This is a genomic window from Sphingomonas albertensis, assembly GCF_014358075.1.
In the GTDB taxonomy this organism is placed as follows: Bacteria; Pseudomonadota; Alphaproteobacteria; order Sphingomonadales; family Sphingomonadaceae; genus Sphingomonas; species Sphingomonas albertensis.
Window position 1 is genome coordinate 132,731 of record NZ_JACONT010000001.1, and the last position, 18,467, is coordinate 151,197.

General features: G+C 66.8%; 16 protein-coding genes. 4 read left to right on the forward strand and 12 right to left on the reverse strand.

What is annotated here, in order from left to right:
• Positions 1-80: 80 nt before the first annotated feature.
• From H8S47_RS00585 to H8S47_RS00620, 8 genes are all read right to left on the reverse strand, one after another.
• Positions 81-1,274: a CaiB/BaiF CoA transferase family protein gene (locus H8S47_RS00585; RefSeq protein ID WP_187501986.1), complete on the reverse strand. Its 1,194-nt coding sequence runs from the start codon at positions 1,272-1,274 to the stop codon at positions 81-83.
• Positions 1,271-2,449 carry an acyl-CoA dehydrogenase family protein gene (locus H8S47_RS00590; RefSeq protein WP_187501987.1) on the reverse strand — a complete coding sequence of 393 codons (1,179 nt, stop codon included), beginning with the start codon at positions 2,447-2,449 and terminating at the stop codon, positions 1,271-1,273. Before H8S47_RS00590 ends, H8S47_RS00585 begins: the two co-directional genes overlap by 4 nt.
• Positions 2,446-3,840 carry an MmgE/PrpD family protein gene (locus H8S47_RS19080; RefSeq protein ID WP_187501988.1) on the reverse strand — a complete coding sequence of 465 codons (1,395 nt, stop codon included), beginning with the start codon at positions 3,838-3,840 and terminating at the stop codon, positions 2,446-2,448. The genes H8S47_RS00590 and H8S47_RS19080 overlap by 4 nt, the downstream gene beginning before the upstream one ends.
• Entirely contained in the window at positions 3,837-5,210 is a 1,374-nt protein-coding gene (locus H8S47_RS00600) for an MFS transporter (protein ID WP_187501989.1), read from the reverse strand. The genes H8S47_RS19080 and H8S47_RS00600 overlap by 4 nt, the downstream gene beginning before the upstream one ends.
• A gap of 113 nt (positions 5,211-5,323) precedes the next feature.
• Complete coding sequence (locus H8S47_RS00605; RefSeq protein WP_107959818.1) at positions 5,324-5,833, reverse strand: MaoC family dehydratase; 510 nt, start codon at positions 5,831-5,833, stop codon at positions 5,324-5,326.
• A gap of 77 nt (positions 5,834-5,910) precedes the next feature.
• Positions 5,911-7,443, reverse strand: a complete 1,533-nt coding sequence (locus H8S47_RS00610; RefSeq protein WP_187501990.1) for an OprO/OprP family phosphate-selective porin — start codon at positions 7,441-7,443, stop codon at positions 5,911-5,913.
• A 161-nt stretch (positions 7,444-7,604) separates the two neighbouring features.
• Positions 7,605-8,516 carry an acyl-CoA thioesterase gene (locus H8S47_RS00615; RefSeq protein WP_187501991.1) on the reverse strand — a complete coding sequence of 304 codons (912 nt, stop codon included), beginning with the start codon at positions 8,514-8,516 and terminating at the stop codon, positions 7,605-7,607.
• Between the two features lie 43 nt (positions 8,517-8,559).
• A complete protein-coding gene (locus tag H8S47_RS00620) occupies positions 8,560-9,630 on the reverse strand; it encodes an FUSC family protein (protein WP_214654859.1) in 1,071 nt (356 codons plus the stop codon).
• A 231-nt stretch (positions 9,631-9,861) separates the two neighbouring features.
• Here H8S47_RS00620 and H8S47_RS00625 point away from each other — a divergent pair, with 231 nt between their 5' ends.
• Positions 9,862-10,332: a nucleoside deaminase gene (locus H8S47_RS00625; protein ID WP_214654860.1), complete on the forward strand. Its 471-nt coding sequence runs from the start codon at positions 9,862-9,864 to the stop codon at positions 10,330-10,332.
• Between the two features lie 233 nt (positions 10,333-10,565).
• Complete coding sequence (locus H8S47_RS00630) at positions 10,566-11,159, forward strand: hypothetical protein (protein WP_187501992.1); 594 nt, start codon at positions 10,566-10,568, stop codon at positions 11,157-11,159.
• On the opposite strand, the gene H8S47_RS00635 is transcribed toward H8S47_RS00630, so the two are convergent.
• From H8S47_RS00635 to H8S47_RS00650, 4 genes are read right to left on the reverse strand one after another with little or no spacing between them, the layout of a single operon-like run.
• Positions 11,156-11,866: a Crp/Fnr family transcriptional regulator gene (locus H8S47_RS00635; protein ID WP_187501993.1), complete on the reverse strand. Its 711-nt coding sequence runs from the start codon at positions 11,864-11,866 to the stop codon at positions 11,156-11,158. The genes H8S47_RS00630 and H8S47_RS00635 overlap by 4 nt on opposite strands.
• A gap of 55 nt (positions 11,867-11,921) precedes the next feature.
• Positions 11,922-12,044, reverse strand: a complete 123-nt coding sequence (cydX, locus tag H8S47_RS00640; protein WP_187501994.1) for a cytochrome bd-I oxidase subunit CydX — start codon at positions 12,042-12,044, stop codon at positions 11,922-11,924.
• Positions 12,045-12,069: 25 nt separating this feature from the next.
• The gene (cydB, locus tag H8S47_RS00645) at positions 12,070-13,209 is read right to left on the reverse strand and encodes a cytochrome d ubiquinol oxidase subunit II (RefSeq protein ID WP_187501995.1); all 1,140 of its coding nucleotides are present in this window, start codon (positions 13,207-13,209) and stop codon (positions 12,070-12,072) included.
• Between the two features lie 14 nt (positions 13,210-13,223).
• On the reverse strand, positions 13,224-14,807 hold the full coding sequence (locus H8S47_RS00650) for a cytochrome ubiquinol oxidase subunit I (protein ID WP_187501996.1): 1,584 nt from the start codon (positions 14,805-14,807) through the stop codon (positions 13,224-13,226).
• Positions 14,808-14,928: 121 nt separating this feature from the next.
• Here H8S47_RS00650 and cydD point away from each other — a divergent pair, with 121 nt between their 5' ends.
• Together cydD and H8S47_RS00660 are read left to right on the forward strand one after the other, a co-directional pair.
• Positions 14,929-16,716: a thiol reductant ABC exporter subunit CydD gene (gene cydD / locus H8S47_RS00655; RefSeq protein ID WP_187501997.1), complete on the forward strand. Its 1,788-nt coding sequence runs from the start codon at positions 14,929-14,931 to the stop codon at positions 16,714-16,716.
• Positions 16,713-18,362: an amino acid ABC transporter ATP-binding/permease protein gene (locus H8S47_RS00660; RefSeq protein ID WP_187501998.1), complete on the forward strand. Its 1,650-nt coding sequence runs from the start codon at positions 16,713-16,715 to the stop codon at positions 18,360-18,362. Before cydD ends, H8S47_RS00660 begins: the two co-directional genes overlap by 4 nt.
• The last annotated feature ends 105 nt before the right edge of the window (positions 18,363-18,467 follow it).

Sequence of the window (18,467 nt, forward strand, 5' to 3'; positions counted from 1 at the left end):
ATATCCATCGGTCGCTTTGTCGGGTGATCCGGACAATAGCCCACCGTTCAATGCCTTGGCGTTCGATGCAAGCGCTGGTGTCACCGTACCGCACCGCGGGTCCGCAAGGCCGCCACATCGTCGTCGGTATAGCCGAGCGTCGCAAGGATGGCGCCGGTATCCGCACCGAGTGCGGGGGCGGCCTTGTCGGGATGCTCGACGCCGCCCGCGCGGATCGACGAGGCGATGCCGGGCAGGGGTCCGTGCTCGGGATGCTGGAAGTCGATGATCCGCTTCGATTCCGCCAGAAACGGATTGTCGAGCGCCTGTTGGACGTCGAGCACGGGCGCGGCCGGCACGCGTCCTTCGAACAACTGCATCCAGTCCGCGGTGGTGCGGGTCGACAGTACCGCATCGAGATCGGCGTTGAACGCCGGACGGTTTTCCAGCCGAGCGGCAAACGTCGCATAGCGCGGATCGGTCGCCCACTCGGGACGCTCGATCAGCCCGCACAGCACCTCGAAGAACTTCTCCTTGTTGCACATCACAAAGATCCAACCATCGCTGGTCGTGTAAAGCTGGCTGGGGGTGAGCGAGGGATGGCTCGATCGCGACGTCCGTTCGACGGTGACGCCGCCGTTGAGATACCATTCGGCGACATAATTGAGGTTGCCGAGCGCGACGTCGAACAGGCTGACGTCGAGGTCCCGCCCGACGCCGCTCGCGCGCGCCGAGACGACGCCGGCGAGGATCGCGAGCGCGGCCGTGGTGCCGGTCATGAAGTCGACGATCGACAGACCGAAGCGCGACGGTGGCGTGCCGGGCTCGCCGGTCAGCGACAGATAGCCTGCCTCGGCCTGCATCAGATAGTCATAGCCGGGCCAGGCCGCGCGGCTGCCGGTGCGGCCATAGGCGGAGAGGTGGACGCAGGCGATCGCCGGGTTGAACTGCGACAACGCGGCGTAATCGAGCCCGAGCTTTGCCGGCAGGTCGCCGCGCAAATTGTTGAACACCACGTCCGACTCCGCGACGAGCTTTTCCAGCACCGCGCGCCCGTCCGCGCTCTTCAGGTCGAGGCCTATGCTGCGCTTGTTGCGGTTCAGCGATTCATAGAAATGGCTGTCGCCCGGCGCGAAGAAATACGGGCCGACATGACGACCGATATCGCCGCCATCCTTGTGGTTCTCGATCTTGATGACCTCGGCGCCGAGATCGGCGAGTTGCTGCGTGCCGAACGGCCCGGCGCCATATTGTTCGACCGCGACGATGCGGAGGCCTGCGAGTGGCTGGCTCATGCCGGGTTCCGCGCGATGATCTGCTTGGCGATGATGATGCGTTGCAGTTCGTTGGTGCCCTCGCCGATCGTCAGCAGTGGCGCGTCGCGATAGAGCCGCTCGACATTGTATTCCTTCGAATAGCCATAGCCGCCGAAGATCCGCATCGCCTCGATCGCGTTCTCCAGCCCCGCCTCGGTCGCGAAATACTTCGCCATACCCGCTTCCATGTCGCAGCGCTCGCCGCGGTCATACGCCTTGGCGGCGGCTTCGGTGAGCAGCCGCGCGGCGTAGGTGCGCGTCGTCATCTCGCCGAGTTTCAGCTGGATCGCCTGATGCTCGCAGATCGGCTTGCCGAACGTCTTGCGAGTCTGAGAATAGGCGACCGCTTCGTCGAGCGCCGCCTGCGCGATCCCGACGCCGCGCGCCGCTACGTTGATCCGGCCGAGTTCGAGCCCGCCGAGCACCTGCTTAAGGCCGACGCCTTCGATCCCGCCAATCAGCCGGTCGATCGGCACGCGGTACCCGTCGAACGTCAGCGCGTTGCTGTCGATACCCTTGTAGCCAAGCTTCTCGAGCTTCTTAGACACGATGAAGCCATCGCCCTTCTCGGCGATCAGCAGGCTCATGCCCTTGTGGCGCGGCTCGGCGGCCGTGTCGGTCTTGACGAGCAACAGGATGGTGTTGCCCGAGCCCGAATTAGTGATCCACATCTTGCTGCCGTTGACGACATAGTCGTCGCCGTCGCGCACCGCGGTGGTGCGGATCGCCTGGAGGTCGGTACCCGCGTCGGGCTCGGTCAGGCCGATCCCGCCGCGCAGTTCGCCGGTCGCGAACTTCGGCAGGTAATGATCCTTCTGCGCCTCGGTGCCGCAGCGCTGCACGGTCATTGCCATGATCATGTGGCTGTTGATGATCCCCGCGACCGACATCCACACGGTCGAGATCTTTTCGATGATCCGAGCATAGGTCAGCGTCGAGATGCCGAACCCGCCGAATTCGGGCGCGATCATCAGGCCGAACAGCCCCATCTCCTTCATCGTGTCGACGATCTTCTGCGGGTACTCGTCGTCATGTTCGAGCTGATGGACGAACGGCCGCACATCGGTTTCGAGGAACTTGTCGATCGAATCCAGGATCATGATCTCTTCGTCGGTCATCGCGCCATCGGCGGCGATCGCGTTTGCCAGGGTCATACGGATACTCCTTGAGGGGCAGTGGCGCCGGCGAGGACGTCGCCGAGCGCGGAAGCGGGGTGTCGGTCCATGTCGAGCACGGCGGCGCGGATGTGCGCGGCGCGCGGCGCGTCGACCGTGCGAGCGGCGTTCTCGAAATATTTGGCGTCGATGTCGGCGTTGCTGAGGGGCCGGTCGGACGCGCCGCGGTTGATCGCCTCGCGGTGACGCAACATGCGACCGTCGTGGGTTTGGACGATGACTTCGCCGGTGAAATGCTTCGGATAATCGCTGTCCGGGTCGATCGCGTAATCGACGCGCGTCGCCAGATCGAGCACCGCCGAATCACTGAGCGCCGCCGGATCGAGCGCATCGAGCGTGAACTTCCCGGTCAGCAGCGCGGTCGCGACCGTATAGGGGATCGAGAATTGCGCGTCGTAGCCGGTGCGCGGCGTCCGCTTGGGGGCGATTGGCTCGCAGACGATCGGGATGACCGCCTCGGGCACCAGCACGATGACCTTGGCGATGTCGGCGGCGGTCAGGGCGTATTCCGTGCGCAACGCGATCGCCGCATCGATCGCCGCATGCGTCATGTGGCAGGCGGGAAGCGGCTTTACCGACACCGCCTCGATCTCCCAGGATTCGCCGAGCGCTTCGGTCGCCCGCGCGAGCAGGGCAGGGGCGGCGTCGCGCAGATACAGCGCATAAAGACCGAAGCGACCTTCATACGCAGCCGGCGGTCCGACGAAACCGCGCTTGGCGAGCGTGGCCGCGGTCAGCGCCGAGCTGGCCGCCCACCCGGGATGCAAGCGCTTGGTCCACGCACCGTCGTCGAGGAATTCGAGGCTCCCGCCGGCCATCGATAGCACGATCCCCTGCGCCATCGCGATCTGCTGCGCATCCAGCCCAAGCAACCTGCCGGCCGCGAGCGTCGATCCGAACGCGCCGATCAATCCGGTCGGGTGGAAGCCGAAGCCGTGAAACCCGCCCGCGCCGACGGCTGCGACGCGCGTCGAGATCTCCATCGCCGCGACATAGGCGACGAGCAGGTCGGCGCCCGATGCGCTGGCTTTGTCCGCCGCAACGAGCGCAGTCGGAAAGGCGCTGACGGTCGCATGGATGATCCCGCGCGAATGGGTGTCGTCATAGTCGAGGCCGTGCGTCACGAGCCCGTTCATCAGCGCCGCGTCGCGCATTGCCAGCGTGCGGCCATAGCCGAGCACCGGTGCGGTCCCGCTGCCGAGATCCCCGGCGGCGGCGAAGCTCGCCTCCGCCCAGGGGGCGCCGACCGCCGCAAGGCCGGTGCCGACCGAATCCAGGATCAGGTGACGTGCCCGCTCCCTGACCCGCTCGGGGATCGCATCGATCGTCAGGCCAGTCGCGAAATCGGCGAAGGTTTGCGAAAGCGTCACTTGGCAGCCCCCCCGGTGACCAGCGAGTCATCGGCGACGTCGTCGAGCGACTGGCCGGTGGTCTCGATGTTGAGCAGACCGACTGCGGCGATCATGCAGGCGAGCACCACGCCGACCATGCCGAGCACGCCCTCCAGCCCGAAGCGCTCGAACAGCGCGACGGTGGCATAAGGCGTGACCATCGATGCGGCCCGTCCGCACATGCCGGCGAAACCGGTACCGCGCAGGCGATAGGCAGTCGGGAACAGCTCGGGGATGTAGGCGAACAGCGCCAGCGTCACGAGCGTGTAGATGCTGGATACGAGCAGGAAGCCTGTCAGCGGCACCATCAGGTCGCCCTGCGCATTCGGATACAGGAAGCCGAAGATCATGATCGCGATAGCGGCCGCTATCAGCGAGGCGCGGCGCGAAATGCGGTCGGCGATACCGATCGCGACGATCGCACCGAACACGCTGCCGAACGACATCAGTGTTGTGTACCAGAGCGAGGTAACGATGCCGGTGCCGTGGCTGACCAGGAAGGTCGGCAACCACGCGACGAATCCGTAGACCGAGACGTTGACCGCGATCGCGGCGAGCGTCGCGGCGATCAGGCGTCGACGTAGTTTCGGCCCGAACAGCGCGGACAGCGGCGCATGGACCTTCGGCACCACGCGGACGGCTGGAACGGGGGCAAGTGGGCCCTTGTGTGCGGTGACTTCGGCTTCGATTTCGCGCAGCGTCGCCTCGGCCTCGTCGTTGCGACCGACCGATTCCAGCCAGCGCGGCGATTCCGGCATCTTCTTGCGCATCACCCAGACGATCAGCGCCAGTATGCCGCCGATCGCGAACATGTAGCGCCAGCCGAGCGTCGGAATGACGATATAGCCGACCGAGGTGGCGACCAGCAGGCCCGAATTGACGACCATCCCCATGATCGACACCCAGCGGCCGCGATACGCGGGCGGGATGAACTCGCCGAGCGTGCCCGCCGCGACCACCAGCTCTGCACCCAGGCCGATGCCCATGATGAAGCGGCAGACGATCAGGAACGTCATGTTCGGTGAGAAAATCGCCGCGATCGACGCGAGGCCGAACAGCGCGAGGTTAAACTGGTAGGATGCGCGACGCCCGAACCGGTCGCCGACATAGCCGGCCATCCCGGCGCCGATCATCATGCCGAGGAACGTCATCGACATGAACACCGCGGCCTGCGCCAGCGTCGAGAAGCCCTCCGCCTTCAGCGCGGCGATGACGCCGCCCGCGAGGTACACGTCGAACGCGTCGAGGAAAGCACCCGCGCTGATCAGCCCCAGGATACGCCAGTGGAATCGGGAGATGGGCAGACGGTCCAGCCTGGCTCCTGCTTTGACGGCGATGGTATCGGCCATGGGGCTACCTCTCTTCGGAATGACGACGGGCCGGGTCTTCGTTGGTCGAAGTTCTCGCAGCCGCGCGGGGGGCGTCCGGTCACCAAGGGCGACCGGTCAATCGATCGGTCGGGCTATTTGTCGTCGGGAGATTCACCGCGCTTGTAGACCAGCGAGTTGCGCGTGAACTCCATGATCTGCTTGGCGTCCTGGTTGAACGCGCGGGTGCGGGTCGTGACGATTCCCTGCGTCGGCCGCGACTTGGACTCACGGATCTCGAGCACCTCGGTTTCCGCAGTCAGCGTGTCGCCGCCGAATACCGGATGCGTCAGCTTGATCTCGGTCCAGCCGAGATTGGCGGGCGACTTGCCGCTCACGTCGTTGACGGTCATGCCAAGCACGATCGCCAGCGTCAGTCCGCTATTGACCAGCAGCCGCCCGAATTCGCTCTTCGCCGCATATTGCGCATCGCAGTGCATCGGGTGGGCGTTCATCGTCATCAACGAGAACTGGATGTTGTCCGCGTCGGTGATCGTCCGCCCGGGGCGATGCTCGTAAATATCGCCGACGACGAAATCCTCGAGATAGCGGCCATAGCTCGCGCGGTAGCGCTGCTCGCCAACCTTGATAGCCGAAAGGCTCATACATCCTCCTTATCACTTTGTACGGACATTATCGAACTTATGGTACGCTGGCAAGTCGATGCGAGCGGCGCTTGGAGTCAGAACGCCACTTCGGCCCTTGCCGCGAACGTGTCGCCGCTATCGCGCCCGACGAAACTGCCGGTGCGGTTGTCGGTACGGAAATGGGTATAGTCCGCCATGAACCGGAAATTGTTCGTCAGCGACCAGTTCAGCCCGAGCGTGCCCGCCGTACCGGTGCCGCCGAGCGGCAGGCTCGAACTGTCGAGATCCTCGTAGCGCACTACCGCTTCCAGCGCGCCCCAGCCGCCGTCAAGTACCGAGTTCAGGACGTTCGGCGCGACATAGGTGCCGCTGCGCGAGGCATAGGTCGGCGTCTCGCCGGTGATCCAGAAGCCACCATTGACCGACAGGGCCTTGATCTTGCCGCTGCGGAAGGTCGAGGTCGGGCCGCCGTGCACGGTCCGCTGACCATATTCGCCGAACGCGTAGAACCGGCCGAGCGTGCCGCCGAGTTCGAGCCCGAACGCCTTCGATCCGTCCGCCCCGGTCAACGCCGCGGACTCGACACGGACGCTGTTGTTGAGCGCCCCCGCCATGCCCTGCGCAAACGTGGTCGGCAGCGTCGTGTCGGGGATGTTCTCGCTATACGCCCAGCCGCCGATGTGGATCAGGCCATGCTTGGTGAGGATCGGGTTCCAGTGCGCGCGGCCCAGGAACATGCGGTTGTCGCTGCGCGTGAAATCGCTGTCGATCGCATCGCCGTGCACGCCGAAGCTCGCATGCCAGTTCTTGCCGCCCGCGCGGCCGACCGCGCCCATCAAGAAGACCTTGCCGCCCTGCGTCGCGAGCGCGGTGGTGTTGATGTTGGTCGTGATGAACGGGTTGGCGGTCGAGGCGGTACCGATGTCGATGCCGCGATCGGTGATGAGATTGCCGAACCTCACGTCGGCGTCGGTCTTGCCGAACTTCTGGCGGTAACCGACGAACGCCTGCACGACCTCGGTCGCGTTGCGCCGGAAATCGGTCTCGAACTGGTAGAACAGGTGATCGCCGATCGTGCCGATCGCGCCGACGCGGAACTGACGTAGCGTCGAGACGGTGATGTTGCGACGGTCGAAATCCGACCCGCCGGTCGAGGAGATATCCGCCAGCAGCCGCCCGCGCATCTTGAAGGTGAACTTTCCGTCACGGCTGCCGAACACCGGCGCGCCCCGGCTCCAGTCGACCGCGAGATCGGCAGGCAGCGCGACTCCGCCAGCGTTCACGACCTGCAGGTTGCCGACCGGCACGGGCGCGATCTTCGCATCGGGATCGGCCGTCTGGTTGGCGACCTGGACGCGGGGTGGCGGCAGTATCGGAACTGCCGGTGGTGGGGCTGCCAGTGACGGGGCATTCGCGGCAAGCGCACGGCCGGCTTTCGCCTTGGCATTGGCGATCAGCGTATCGGCACGCTCGCGGCTGACCAGCTTGTTCTCGACCATCTCATCGATCAGCGCCAGCATCGTCTGGTACGACGGGTCGGTATCGAGCGGAGACGCGGTCTGCGCCCGGGCTACCGATGGCAGTACCGCGAGCAGCGCGCACAGCGGTCCGGCGTACGAATGACGCATACAGACATCCTCTCGAGATCGGGATCGTCCGTCTTCCGCGGCGCGACATCCTGGAACCAGCTTCACTGGCGCAAGATAGTCTTAATGTCCGTACAAATGCGCTGTCAATATGGATTTCCGCGTTGAGCTGATTCAGCGCGGATCGATCGGGGCCGTGTTGGTCAGGGCATATGCGGGATCGTGGTGCGCGGCGCGAGGTCTGGCCGCATCCGGATCAACCCTTCCTGCGTGACATGCGCGACCGCTTGCCCGTCGCGGCTGTGGAACACGCCGCGCGCTATACCACGACCATGGCCCGACCATGGGCTCTCGCTGCTATACAGCAGCCAGCCGTCGAGCGGCACGTCCTTGTGGAACCACATCGCATGGTCGAGGCTGGCGGTCTGCATGCTGTGCTCGAACATGGTGACGCCGTGCGGGATCAGCGACGCGCTGAGCAGTGCGTAGTCCGACAGATACGCGAGCAAGCCGCGGCGCATCGCGGGATCGGTCGGTGCGCTGCCCCGGAACCGGATCCAGACATGGGATACGGGCGTGGCGGGCTCGGTCTGGAGGAACGCGGGCACGCCGCAGGGCCGGATATCGAACGCAGACGGCTGGCGGAGGAACGCGACGGCTTCCGCCGAGATACCCGCATAGTCGCCAGAGAGAGTATCGAGCGAGCGCAGTTCCTCCGGCGGCGGAAGATCGGGCATCGCGATCGCATGCTCCAGTCCGGCTTCCGGCCGCTGGAACGATGCGGCCAGCGTCAGGATCGTCGCGCCGTTCTGGCTTGCGGTGACGCGGCGGTTCGCGAACGACTTGCCGTCGAAGTCGCGCTCTACCCGGAAGATGATCGGTTGCGTCTCGGTGCCGGCGCGCAGGAAATAGGCGTGCATACTGTGCGCCACGGCGGGTGCTTCGACCGAACGCTGCGCCGCCATCAGCGCCTGTGCCACGACTTGGCCGCCGAAGACGCGCGCGGTCGCGCCGGGTCGCTGGTGCCCGCGGAACAGGTCGGTATCAAGCGGTTCGAGGTCGAGCAGCGCGACCAGTTCGGCGGCAAGGTCGGGCGTCGATAGGGTGTCGGTCATCGCCGCCCGTACCGCGCGCGCGGCCAGCGTCAAAGCCGCGTGGTCAGCTTTGGTCGGCTGCGAGCACCTTTGTCGGCGCGATCTGGTCGACGCGCCCGGCGAGGTCGAGCAGGTCGCGGTGCAGCCGACCCGCGGCAAAGGCGAGCCCGAACACGCGGCCCGATGCGTCGAAATCCAGGGTCGCTGCGGCGTCGCTGCGGCGGAACAGATCGAGCGCGGTGCCGAACAGGCGATAACAGGCTTCCACATCCCCCCGATCGACCTTGCCACGCGTGCGCAGCGCCTCCGAACACCGGGTCGCCAGCGCGGCGTGCGCGGTCAGCATCGCCGCCGTCGGCTTGGCGAGCGCCGCCATTGCCGCCGGGGGCAGCGGTTCGTCGAGCGCGCGACCGCTCAGCACCAGGTCGTTCCGGATCCGCCAGAGCGTGCGCGGGACGGCGGCGGGGATACCGTGGTCGGCAAGGCGGGAGGCCCGCTCGCGGTCGGCATCCTTCATCGCCAGCTCGACCGCGGCCAGCGCCTGACGGAGTGCGGCGTGTTCCGGGGACGAGGGCAGCGCGAGCCCGGCGGTCAGCGCGTCGGCCTGCGCGCGCAACATCCGGTCGATATGGCTCAGCACGGCCAGCGTGCGCGCGATCACCACGCCGTGCGAGCGAGCCGGCAGGATCAGCATCGCCGCCAGCACGCCGATCATGCCGCCAAGCCCGATCTCGATGATGCGATCGCGGACGAAGATCTCCACCGAAGAGCCCGGCGGCGCGCTGAGCAGCATGATCGCCGCGGTGACCGGTGCGATCCGCAACCGCGGCCGGATCGACGCGACGAGCGCAGCGATCCCGGTAACGGTGACGAGCACCAGGCCAAGTTCGAGCGTGTCCGTCCGCCCGAGCGCCGCGCCGATGCCACCGAGAACCGCGCCCAGCAACGTCCCCAGCAGCCGATCTGTCGCCGCGCCAAGCGTTCCCCCGATCGACGCCTGCATCACGATCAGCACGGTGAACACCGCCCAATAGCCTTCGTGCAGGCCGAGCGTCTTGTACGCCGCGAACGCCGCCGCGGTCGCGACGATCACGCGGACCGTCTGGCGCAGGCTGTCCGCATTCGCCTTGATCAAGGCGCTCGGCCGGAACTCGAATGTCAGTGCGTTTTCCTCGGTCGTCAGCGGATAGTCTACTTTCCGGTAGCGCCCGGGACGCCAACCGTAAATTCGTCCGCGGCCACAGGATCGGATCTTCTGCGACGTGGGCGATTTGCCCGGCTTTCATTTGCCCGGCTTTCCAATGCAACGGCGTCGGATCCATTCGCCCGCGCGACCGCTTTGGTTTGGCAAACGAGGATGGGCATCATGAACGACAACGACCTTCGGTATCTGCGGCGGTGCGTGGATCTGGCGAGCGAGGCGGTAGAGGCTGGCGACCAGCCCTTCGGATCGGTCCTGGTGTCTGGTGACGGCACGATCGTGTTCGAGGATCGCAACCGGACCGGCGGCGGCGATCCCACCCGGCACCCCGAGTTCGCGATCGTCCGGTGGGCTGCCGAAAACCTGTCCGCGCAAGAGCGACGAGCGGCGGTCGTCTACACCTCGGGCGAACATTGCGCGATGTGCGCGGCGGCGCATGGTTTGGCGGGCATGGGGAAGATCGTCTACGCGACATCCTCGATTCAGCTCGACGAGTGGTTGCGCGACCTCGGCAAGCCGCAACTTGGGATCGCACCGTTGCGGATCACCGATGTGGTGCCGGGGGCGATCGTCGAGGGGCCGGTCATGACGTTCGCCGACGAGATCCGCGCACTGCACGCGCGTGCTCGAACCTGACGGCGCGCTGGTCAGATGGCCGGCTCGTTTGTCTCCACATGCGCCGCGACGCGGCGTGTCTGCTCCTTTGTAGAGGTGTGGAGCGCGATGCCGACGACGACCGGGGGACGATCGCATTCGGACAGCAACCGGGGAACATCGCCGCAAACGCCGCCGCTTCCTGCCGTGGCGTTATGATCGCCGGGAGGCCGTTGCCCTGCAAGTAAGGCACGCAGTGCGCGGCGCTCCGGCATTTGATCGCCGTCAATGCTGCGTATCCGGCGGCGTGCAAGCTGGCGGCATGGAGATCCGCGATGGTCGAGCGTGACGGATATGGCGAGAGGGTGGTGTCGGGGCAGCGCTGGCCCGAGATCGACGAGATCGACCTCGGGCGGCTGATCGCCGATCATGCCCGGCTTCGCGTGTTGTGCGATCGCCTGGAGGCGTGCGCGGACGCGCTACCCGATCGGGTTTCCGAGGCGGAGACCGATGCCCTTGGGCGAAGCTTTTGCGCGATGATGGTCCGTAATCCGCGGCCGGGAACCGCCACGATCGATGCGCTGTTTGCGCGCGATCTCGACGACCCGTTGACCGCGGCGTTGCTCGGACGAACGCGCGCCTGGCATTTGAGCGCTTCGATCCACGCGGACGACGTCGCCGCGGCCTTGTCCGGTGACGCGACACCCTGTGCTGAGGCGTTCGGGTACATGTTGCGCGGGTTCTTCGACGGGTGTCGACGCGAGATGGACTTCATCGAACTCGCTATCCTGGCGCTTGGCGCGGATCGTCTCAGCCGGAACGCGCGGGCTATGCTGGTCGATGGCCTGTGCGGACGGGACGCGGGTTAGGCGGCTTCGGCGCGACCCTGCAGCGCATCCGGGTCGGATATCGTGATCGCGCGGCCGCCGGGCAGGGCGATCACGCCGGCCGTCTTGAGCCGGGTCATCTGGCGACTGACGGTTTCGATCGTTAGTCCGAGTACGTCGGCGATCTGTCCGCGGGTGAGCGGCAGGTCGAACGTCATCGGCCCGTCGGGCGTCGCGCGACAACCGGTCGCGGTGGCGCGCAAGGCCATGTCCAGGAGGAACCCCGCGATCTTCTCCTGCGCCGATTGGCGCGCCAGTGACAGGATCCGCGTACGCGCGATACCGAGCGCCGCCAGAGTCCGCTGGAGCAGCAGGCGTTCCATCCGCGCATGATCCTCCAGCACGCGTTCGAATGCGTCGCGCGGAAAGATGCACAGCTCGGACTCGGTCAGCGCGGTGATCGTGAAGTCCGCCTGGCCGGCATAGGGCTGTCCGACGAAATCGGCGGGATAGAGCAGCCCGACGATCTGTTCGCGACCGTTGGGCGTGGCAGCGACCAGCTTGAGGACGCCCGACAACAGGTTCGCGCAGATGATGCTGTCGTCGCCTGCCCAGATCAGTGTCTGGCCGCGTGCGATCTTGCGGCGGCGCCCGAGCGTGTTGAGCGCCTGCAGTTCGACATCCGTGAGGCTGCTGCACAGAGCCTGATCGCGGACCGCGCAATCCGCACAGATGTCGTGGTGAGCCATTGATCCAGTATAGTCCGAGGCCGTCGGATATCCGCGCGAATTCTTTACGAGCCCGTTACGAGTTTGCAGAGGCGTCGGCATCGTCCTCGATCGACAAATGGAACTCGTGCCAGATGCCATTGAGAATACCGAAGCCGACGGCCAGACCGAGGCCTAGGACCCAGGTGAAATACCACATGATCAGATATCCTTAGCGTTCGGGATCAATAGAAATCGGGGTTGGTCGCGACCTCCTGCGAGGTCACCCGGCCGAACATCACCTTGTACGCCCAGGCAGTGTAGGCGACGACGATCGGCAACAGCACCACGGTGACGAACAGCATGATGCCGAGCGTCTTGGCGCTCGACGACGCGTTCCAGACCGTCAGGCTGGAATGCGAGTCGATGCTGGACGGCAGGATGAAGGGGAACATCGACAGGCCGACGGTCGCGATGATGCCGAGCGCGGAAGCCGACGACCCCGCGAACGCGGCGCCTTCCGATCCGCGCCTGATCCCGAACAGCGCGAGCGCCGCGCCGCCGAACCCGAGTGCTGGAGCGATCATCATCCATGGATAGAGGCCGTAGTTGGCGAGCCAGCCGCCGCGGGCGAGTTCGCTGGTGGTGCGCAAGGGATTGGACGGACCGGACGAATCGATCGCGCCGACGATCCGGTAGCCGATGTCGCCATACGCGACAAAGCCCCAGCCGATCGCGAACAGCGCGAGCGACGCGACGCCGGCGACCGTGCCGAATTTGCGCGCGCGATCGTGCACCGGGCCGTGTTCGATCTTGATCGCCAGCCACGCGCTGCCGTGGAGCACGAGCATCGCGACCGACAACAGGCCGCAAACGAGCGTGAAAGGCGTGAACAGCCCGAGGAAGCTGCCGTCGAAGACCGCGCGGAGGTCGCTGTCGAGGCGGAAGGGTGCGCCCGACAGGACATTGCCGACCGCGACGCCGAACACGAGCGCAGGCACGAACCCGCCGACGAACAGCGCCCAGTCCCAGCGCGACCGCCAGGCCGGATCCGGCCGCTTCGACCGGTATTTGAACCCCACCGGCCGGAGGATCAGCGCCGCGAGGACGAGGAACATCGCGAGGTAGAAGCCCGAGAAGCTGATCGCATAGACGAACGGCCACGCCGCGAAGATCGCGCCGCCCGCGAGGATGAACCACACCTGGTTGCCCTCCCAGGTCGGGCCGATCGAATTGATCACCATCCGCCGCTCGGCATCGGTGCGCCCCACGAACGGGAGCAGCGCCGCGACGCCGAGATCGAAGCCGTCGGTCAGCGCGAAGCCGATCAGCAGGATTCCCATCAGCGCCCACCAGATCAGACGCAGCGTTTCATAGTCGAACATCGTCGTGTCTCCTGTCAGGCGGCCGGGGGGAGAATGGGAGGCGTCGTGGGAACGAGGCCGACGACGGGCTTCGGATCCTTGTCATGCTCGAACGGACCTTTTCGGATCGTCGCGAGGATCAGCCGCACTTCGATCACCGCCAGTGTGCCGTAGATCGCGGTGAAGCCGATGATCGTCGTCCACAGCACCCCGCGAGTCAGCGACGATGCCGCGAGGAACGTAGGCAAGACCCCCTCGATCGCCCAGGGCTGGCGACCGATCTCGGCGAGCATCCATCCGAGCTCGATCGCGATCCACGGCAGCGGGATCGCGATGACGGCGAGCTTCAGGAACCAGCGCGTGTGGGTGTGCATCCGAAGCGAAGTCAGCACGAACGCGATGCCGAACAGCGCAATCATGAAGAAGCCGATGAACGCCATAATCCGGAAGCTCCAGAACATCAGCGGCACGTTCGGCAACACGTCCCATGCGGTCGCAGCGATCAGCTGTGGGCTCGCCATGCGCGGATCGGCGACGTGGCGTTTCAGCAGCAGCGCGTAACCCAGATCGCGCTTGTGCGCCTCGAACCGCGCCCGCTGAACAACATCCGTGCGATCGACCTTCAGATGCTGGACCGCGTCATAGGCGATGACGCCCGAGCTGATCCGCTCCTGTGCTTTCAGCACCAGTTCGGACATCCCCGTTACCTCCCTGTCGAGGCTGCGCGTTGCGATCAGGCCGAGCAACCACGGGACCTGTACCTCGTAGCGGGTCTCGCGCGCGGCGACGTCGGGCAGGCCGAACAGCGTCAGCCCGGCGGGGGCAGGAGCGGTGTGCCACGCAGCCTCGATCGCCGCGAGCTTCATCTTCTGATTGTCGGTCAGCGCATAGCCGCTCTCGTCGCCGAGCACGACGACCGACAGCGACCCGGCAAGGCCGAACGCGGCGGCGACCGTCATCGAACGGCGGGCGACTGCGGTGTAGCGGCCCTTGAGCAACCAGAAGGCGGAGATGCCGAGCACCACCACCGCGGCGCAGACATAGCCGGCGCTGACGGTGTGGACGAACTTCGCCTGCGCGATCGGGTTGAACAGCACCGCGCCGAAATCGCTGACTTCCATCCGCATCGTGTCGGTGTTGAACTCGGCGCCGGTCGGATTCTGCATCCAGCCGTTCGCAACGAGGATCCACAGCGCCGACAAATTGGTCCCGAGCGCGACCATGAAGGTAACGATCAGGTGGCCGAGCTTCGACAGGCGATCCCAGCCGAAGAACATCAGCCCGACGAACGTCGCCTCCAGGAAGAACGCCATCAGCCCTTCGATCGCGAGCGGCGCGCCGAAGATGTCGCCGACATAATGCGAGAAATACGACCAGTTCGTGCCGAACTGGAATTCCATCGTCAGCCCGGTGGCGACGCCCAGCACGAAGTTGATCGCGAAGATCCGCCCCCAGAACCGCGTGATGACGCGCCAGATCGGTCGGTTCGTCATCACGTACACGGCTTCCATGATGACCAGCATCATCGACAGCCCCAGCGTCAGCGGCACGAACAGGAAATGGTACAGGGCGGTCAGCGCGAATTGCAGCCGCGACAGATCGATGACCCCAAGGTCCATGATTAAGCTCCCCACAGGGCCGTCGACGGCCTTGTTCGGATGCCGGGCTAGGCCCCGGCGGCGGCGCGAACATTGACCGTGGTCAAAGACGCGCACGGGCGGTCCGCCGATTGCGGTGGACATGAGCAGTATTGCCAAAGACCGCGCCCAGGCTTCCCGCGCCTATCTGAAAGCGGCGGTCGCGGACGGCGGCGGTGTACGAACGTCGACGAGCTTGCTCTTACTCGATACCGGGGCGGCGATCGGGTTCGCGGCGGGGCTGGCGGGCAGCGTCGTCGCAGTCCCGCACGGTGTCGCGGCAATGCTGCCCTGGGCCCTGCTGGCAGGCGTTTCGGCGATCGCCCGCGGTGCATGCGCGATGCTGGCGGCGCGCGTCGGCGCAGGTGGCGCGTACCGGGCGAAGACGCGGTTGCGGCGGCGGATCGTGGAGGCCGCGCTTCACCGTGCGCCCGGATCGGACGCGACGACGGGCACGCTGATGAGCGCGGCGGTGGACGAGGTGGATGCGATCGATGGCTATGTCGCGCGCTTCCTGCCCGCACGGATGGCGGCGTCGATCGCGCCGCTGATCGTGCTTGCCGCGACTGCGGTGGCGAGCCCGATCGCGGCGGGAATCCTGGTGGCGACATTCTTCCCCTTTCTCGCTGCGATGATCCTCGCAGGCGGGGCTGCGGCGGATGCATCGCGGCGCCAGTTCGTCGCGCTCGCCCGGTTGTCGGGGCTGTTCGCGGATCGGATCGGAGCGCTGCCGGTCATACTCGCCTTTCGCGCGGAGCAGCGGGAAGCGCGCGCACTCGGCGCGGCTTCGGAAGATCTCGCGCGGCGGACGATGGCGGTGCTGCGCGTCGCGTTCCTGTCGTCGGGAGCGCTGGAGTTCTTCGCGGCGCTGTCGGTCGCGCTCGTCGCGGTATATGCCGGGTTCAATCTGCTGGGCCTGCTTCCGTTTCCGGTTCCCGAGACGCTCGATCTAGGCCGCGCGTTCTTCGTGCTCGCGCTGGCGCCGGAATTCTACGCGCCGATGCGGCGGCTCGCGGCGGCGTATCACGATCGGCAGGCGGCGGAGACGGCGGCGGAGCGGTTGGCGGAGGTGGAGCGGGCCAAGGCAGCACCGCCACCTACTGTTCCCGTCTGGTCCGGCGTCGCGCCGACGATCCGCTTCAACTCGGTTTCGATCCGCTATGATGGCCAGGACCACGCGGCGGTGTCCGGCGTCTCGTTCGAGGCTTGTCCCGGCATGATCGTCGCGCTGATCGGCCCGTCGGGGAGCGGCAAGAGCAGCCTGCTGCATCTGCTGCTTGGTCTCGCCCCCTTGTCAGAGGGCCGCGTCAGGATCTGCACGCCTTCCCCCCTCCCTGAAAGGGAGGGACCGGGGGTGGGTCGGCTTCCGCATTATCCGTCGTCGGCGGCCAAAATTGGCCAACCCACCCCCAACCCCTCCCTTTCAGGGAGGGGAGCAGACGCGGTGCTCGACCTTGCACAGATCGGCAGCATAGCACCGATCGCTGCGTGGATGGGGCAATCGCCGCTGATCCTCGCCGGGACGATCGGTTCGAACATCGCACTCGCCGACCCGACCGCATCGGCCGAGCGGATCGCCGAGGTCGCGCGTGTCGCGGGCCTGTCGCCGATGCTGCTCGCGCGTGGCGGATTGGGGGCGGTGATCGATGCGCGGGGTAGCGGCTTGTCGGGGGGAGAGCGTCGCCGGATTGCGCTCGCCCGCGCGCTGTTGAAGCCGGCGCCGGTGCTCCTGCTCGACGAACCGACCGCGCATTTCGATGCGGACTCCGAAGCGCGTCTGGTCGAGGCGATCGCGCGCGCCTGTGTCGGGCGCACCACGATCATCGCGACGCACAGCGCGCGGTTGGCCGCGATCGCCGACGTCGTAATCGACCTGGGAGAGCGGACATGACTGCGTTCGGTACGCTGATCGCCGAGGAGCGACGGCGGCAACGGCGCGGCCTGTGGCGTGCGGGTGGCTATGCGGCGGTCGTTGCGATCGCTTCGGTCGTTCTGCTCGGGCTGTCGGGCTGGTTCATCACGGCCGCAGCGGTCGCCGGGCTGGCGGGAACGATCGCCGCGGAGGGCTTCAACTACATGCTGCCGAGCGCCGGCATCCGCCTGCTCGCGATCCTCCGCACCGCAGGGCGCTATGGCGAGCGGCTCGCTAGCCACGAAATGGCGTTCGGCGCGCTCGCCCGCATCCGACCTGCGCTGTTCCTCGGTCTGGCGAAGGGCCCTTCGGATCGTGCGCTGGCGCTGACGCAAGGCGAAGCGACGGCGCGGATCGTGCAGGACGTGAACGTCGTCGAGGCGCAGTTCGTCCGCCTCTCTGCGGTGCCGGGTATGATCGCAGCGCTGGCGAGCGGCTTGGTCCTGTGCGCCTTGGGCGGGTGGCGACCGGCCGTTGCGCTGGTGCTGTGCCTGGCCGGCCTTCTGGCGTTCGTGACCTTGCTCGCTCGACGCATCGAAGCGCCCGGGCGTGAGGTGCAGCGCGCGACCGGGACGTTGAAGGAGGCCTTTGCCGGCGTGGCCGATGCCGCTGCGGAACTTCGCTGCTACGGAGTCGAGGCGCAGGCGATGGCCGCAGTCGACGCGAACAGCCGGCGTCTGGCGGAGGCGCAACGCGCGCAGGCCTGCGCCGCGGGCTGGTTCGAGTTCACCCAGGCGGTAGCCCTTGGCGTGGCTGGACTCGCAACGTTGCTGCTCGCCGCGCCTTCGGGGGCGCCGATCGCGGCATTATGCGCGCTGGCGGCTGTAATGACGATCGACGGCGCGGGCCCGGTGCTGCGCAGCCTTGCCCAACGGAGCGCGGTGCGCGAGGCGACCGCACGGCTCGACGATCTGCTGCCGGATGCGGTCGAGCAGGGCGACGCGATCGCGTGTATCGGCGACCCGTCGCTCGACCTGCGTGGTACGCATCTGGTCGCCGGAACACGCGCCGCGCTGGTGGGAGCATCGGGGACGGGCAAGACCACGCTTGTAGAAAGCCTGCTCGGCCTGCGGTCGGTCGAGCCGGGTACCGCGTTTATCGACGGCAGGGACGTCGCCCGCATCCCGCTCACCACCCGTCGCGCGACGTTCGGCTGGGCTCCGCAGGACGCGGCGCTGTTGGCCGGTACGATCCGCGACACTCTTGCCCTCGGCGATCCGCTGGCCGACGATGCGGCGATGTGGGTAGTCCTCGACGACGTTGCGCTGGCCGACGTCGTCGGAGCGCTTCCGGACGGCCTCGATAGCTGGATCGGCGAGCACGGCGTGCGGCTGTCGGGCGGTGAGCGGCGGCGGCTGGCGCTTGCCCGTGCGTACCTCGCCCCCGCGCCGTGGCTGCTGCTCGACGAGCCGACCGAAGGATTGGATGCCGCCACCGAGCGGCGCGTCGCCGAACGCTTGTCGGCCCGGTTGGCGAGAACGGGGCAGGGGCTCGTGATGGTCAGCCACCGTCCGGCAATGTTCGCGCTGTGCGACCGGCAACTCGCGATCGCGCCTGAGCCGGCTGCGACGGTCGCGCTACCGATCGATGCCGCGAGACGGGCGCGTCGGTATGGCCGAGAGTGAAAACTCACTTAAAATCTGCGGTTCGGGGCGACGGTCGCCCGAGTACGCGGGTCACCGAGTCGCGGTGAGGCGAGGACCCCGGAAAGGGAGGCACTCGCCCAGGAT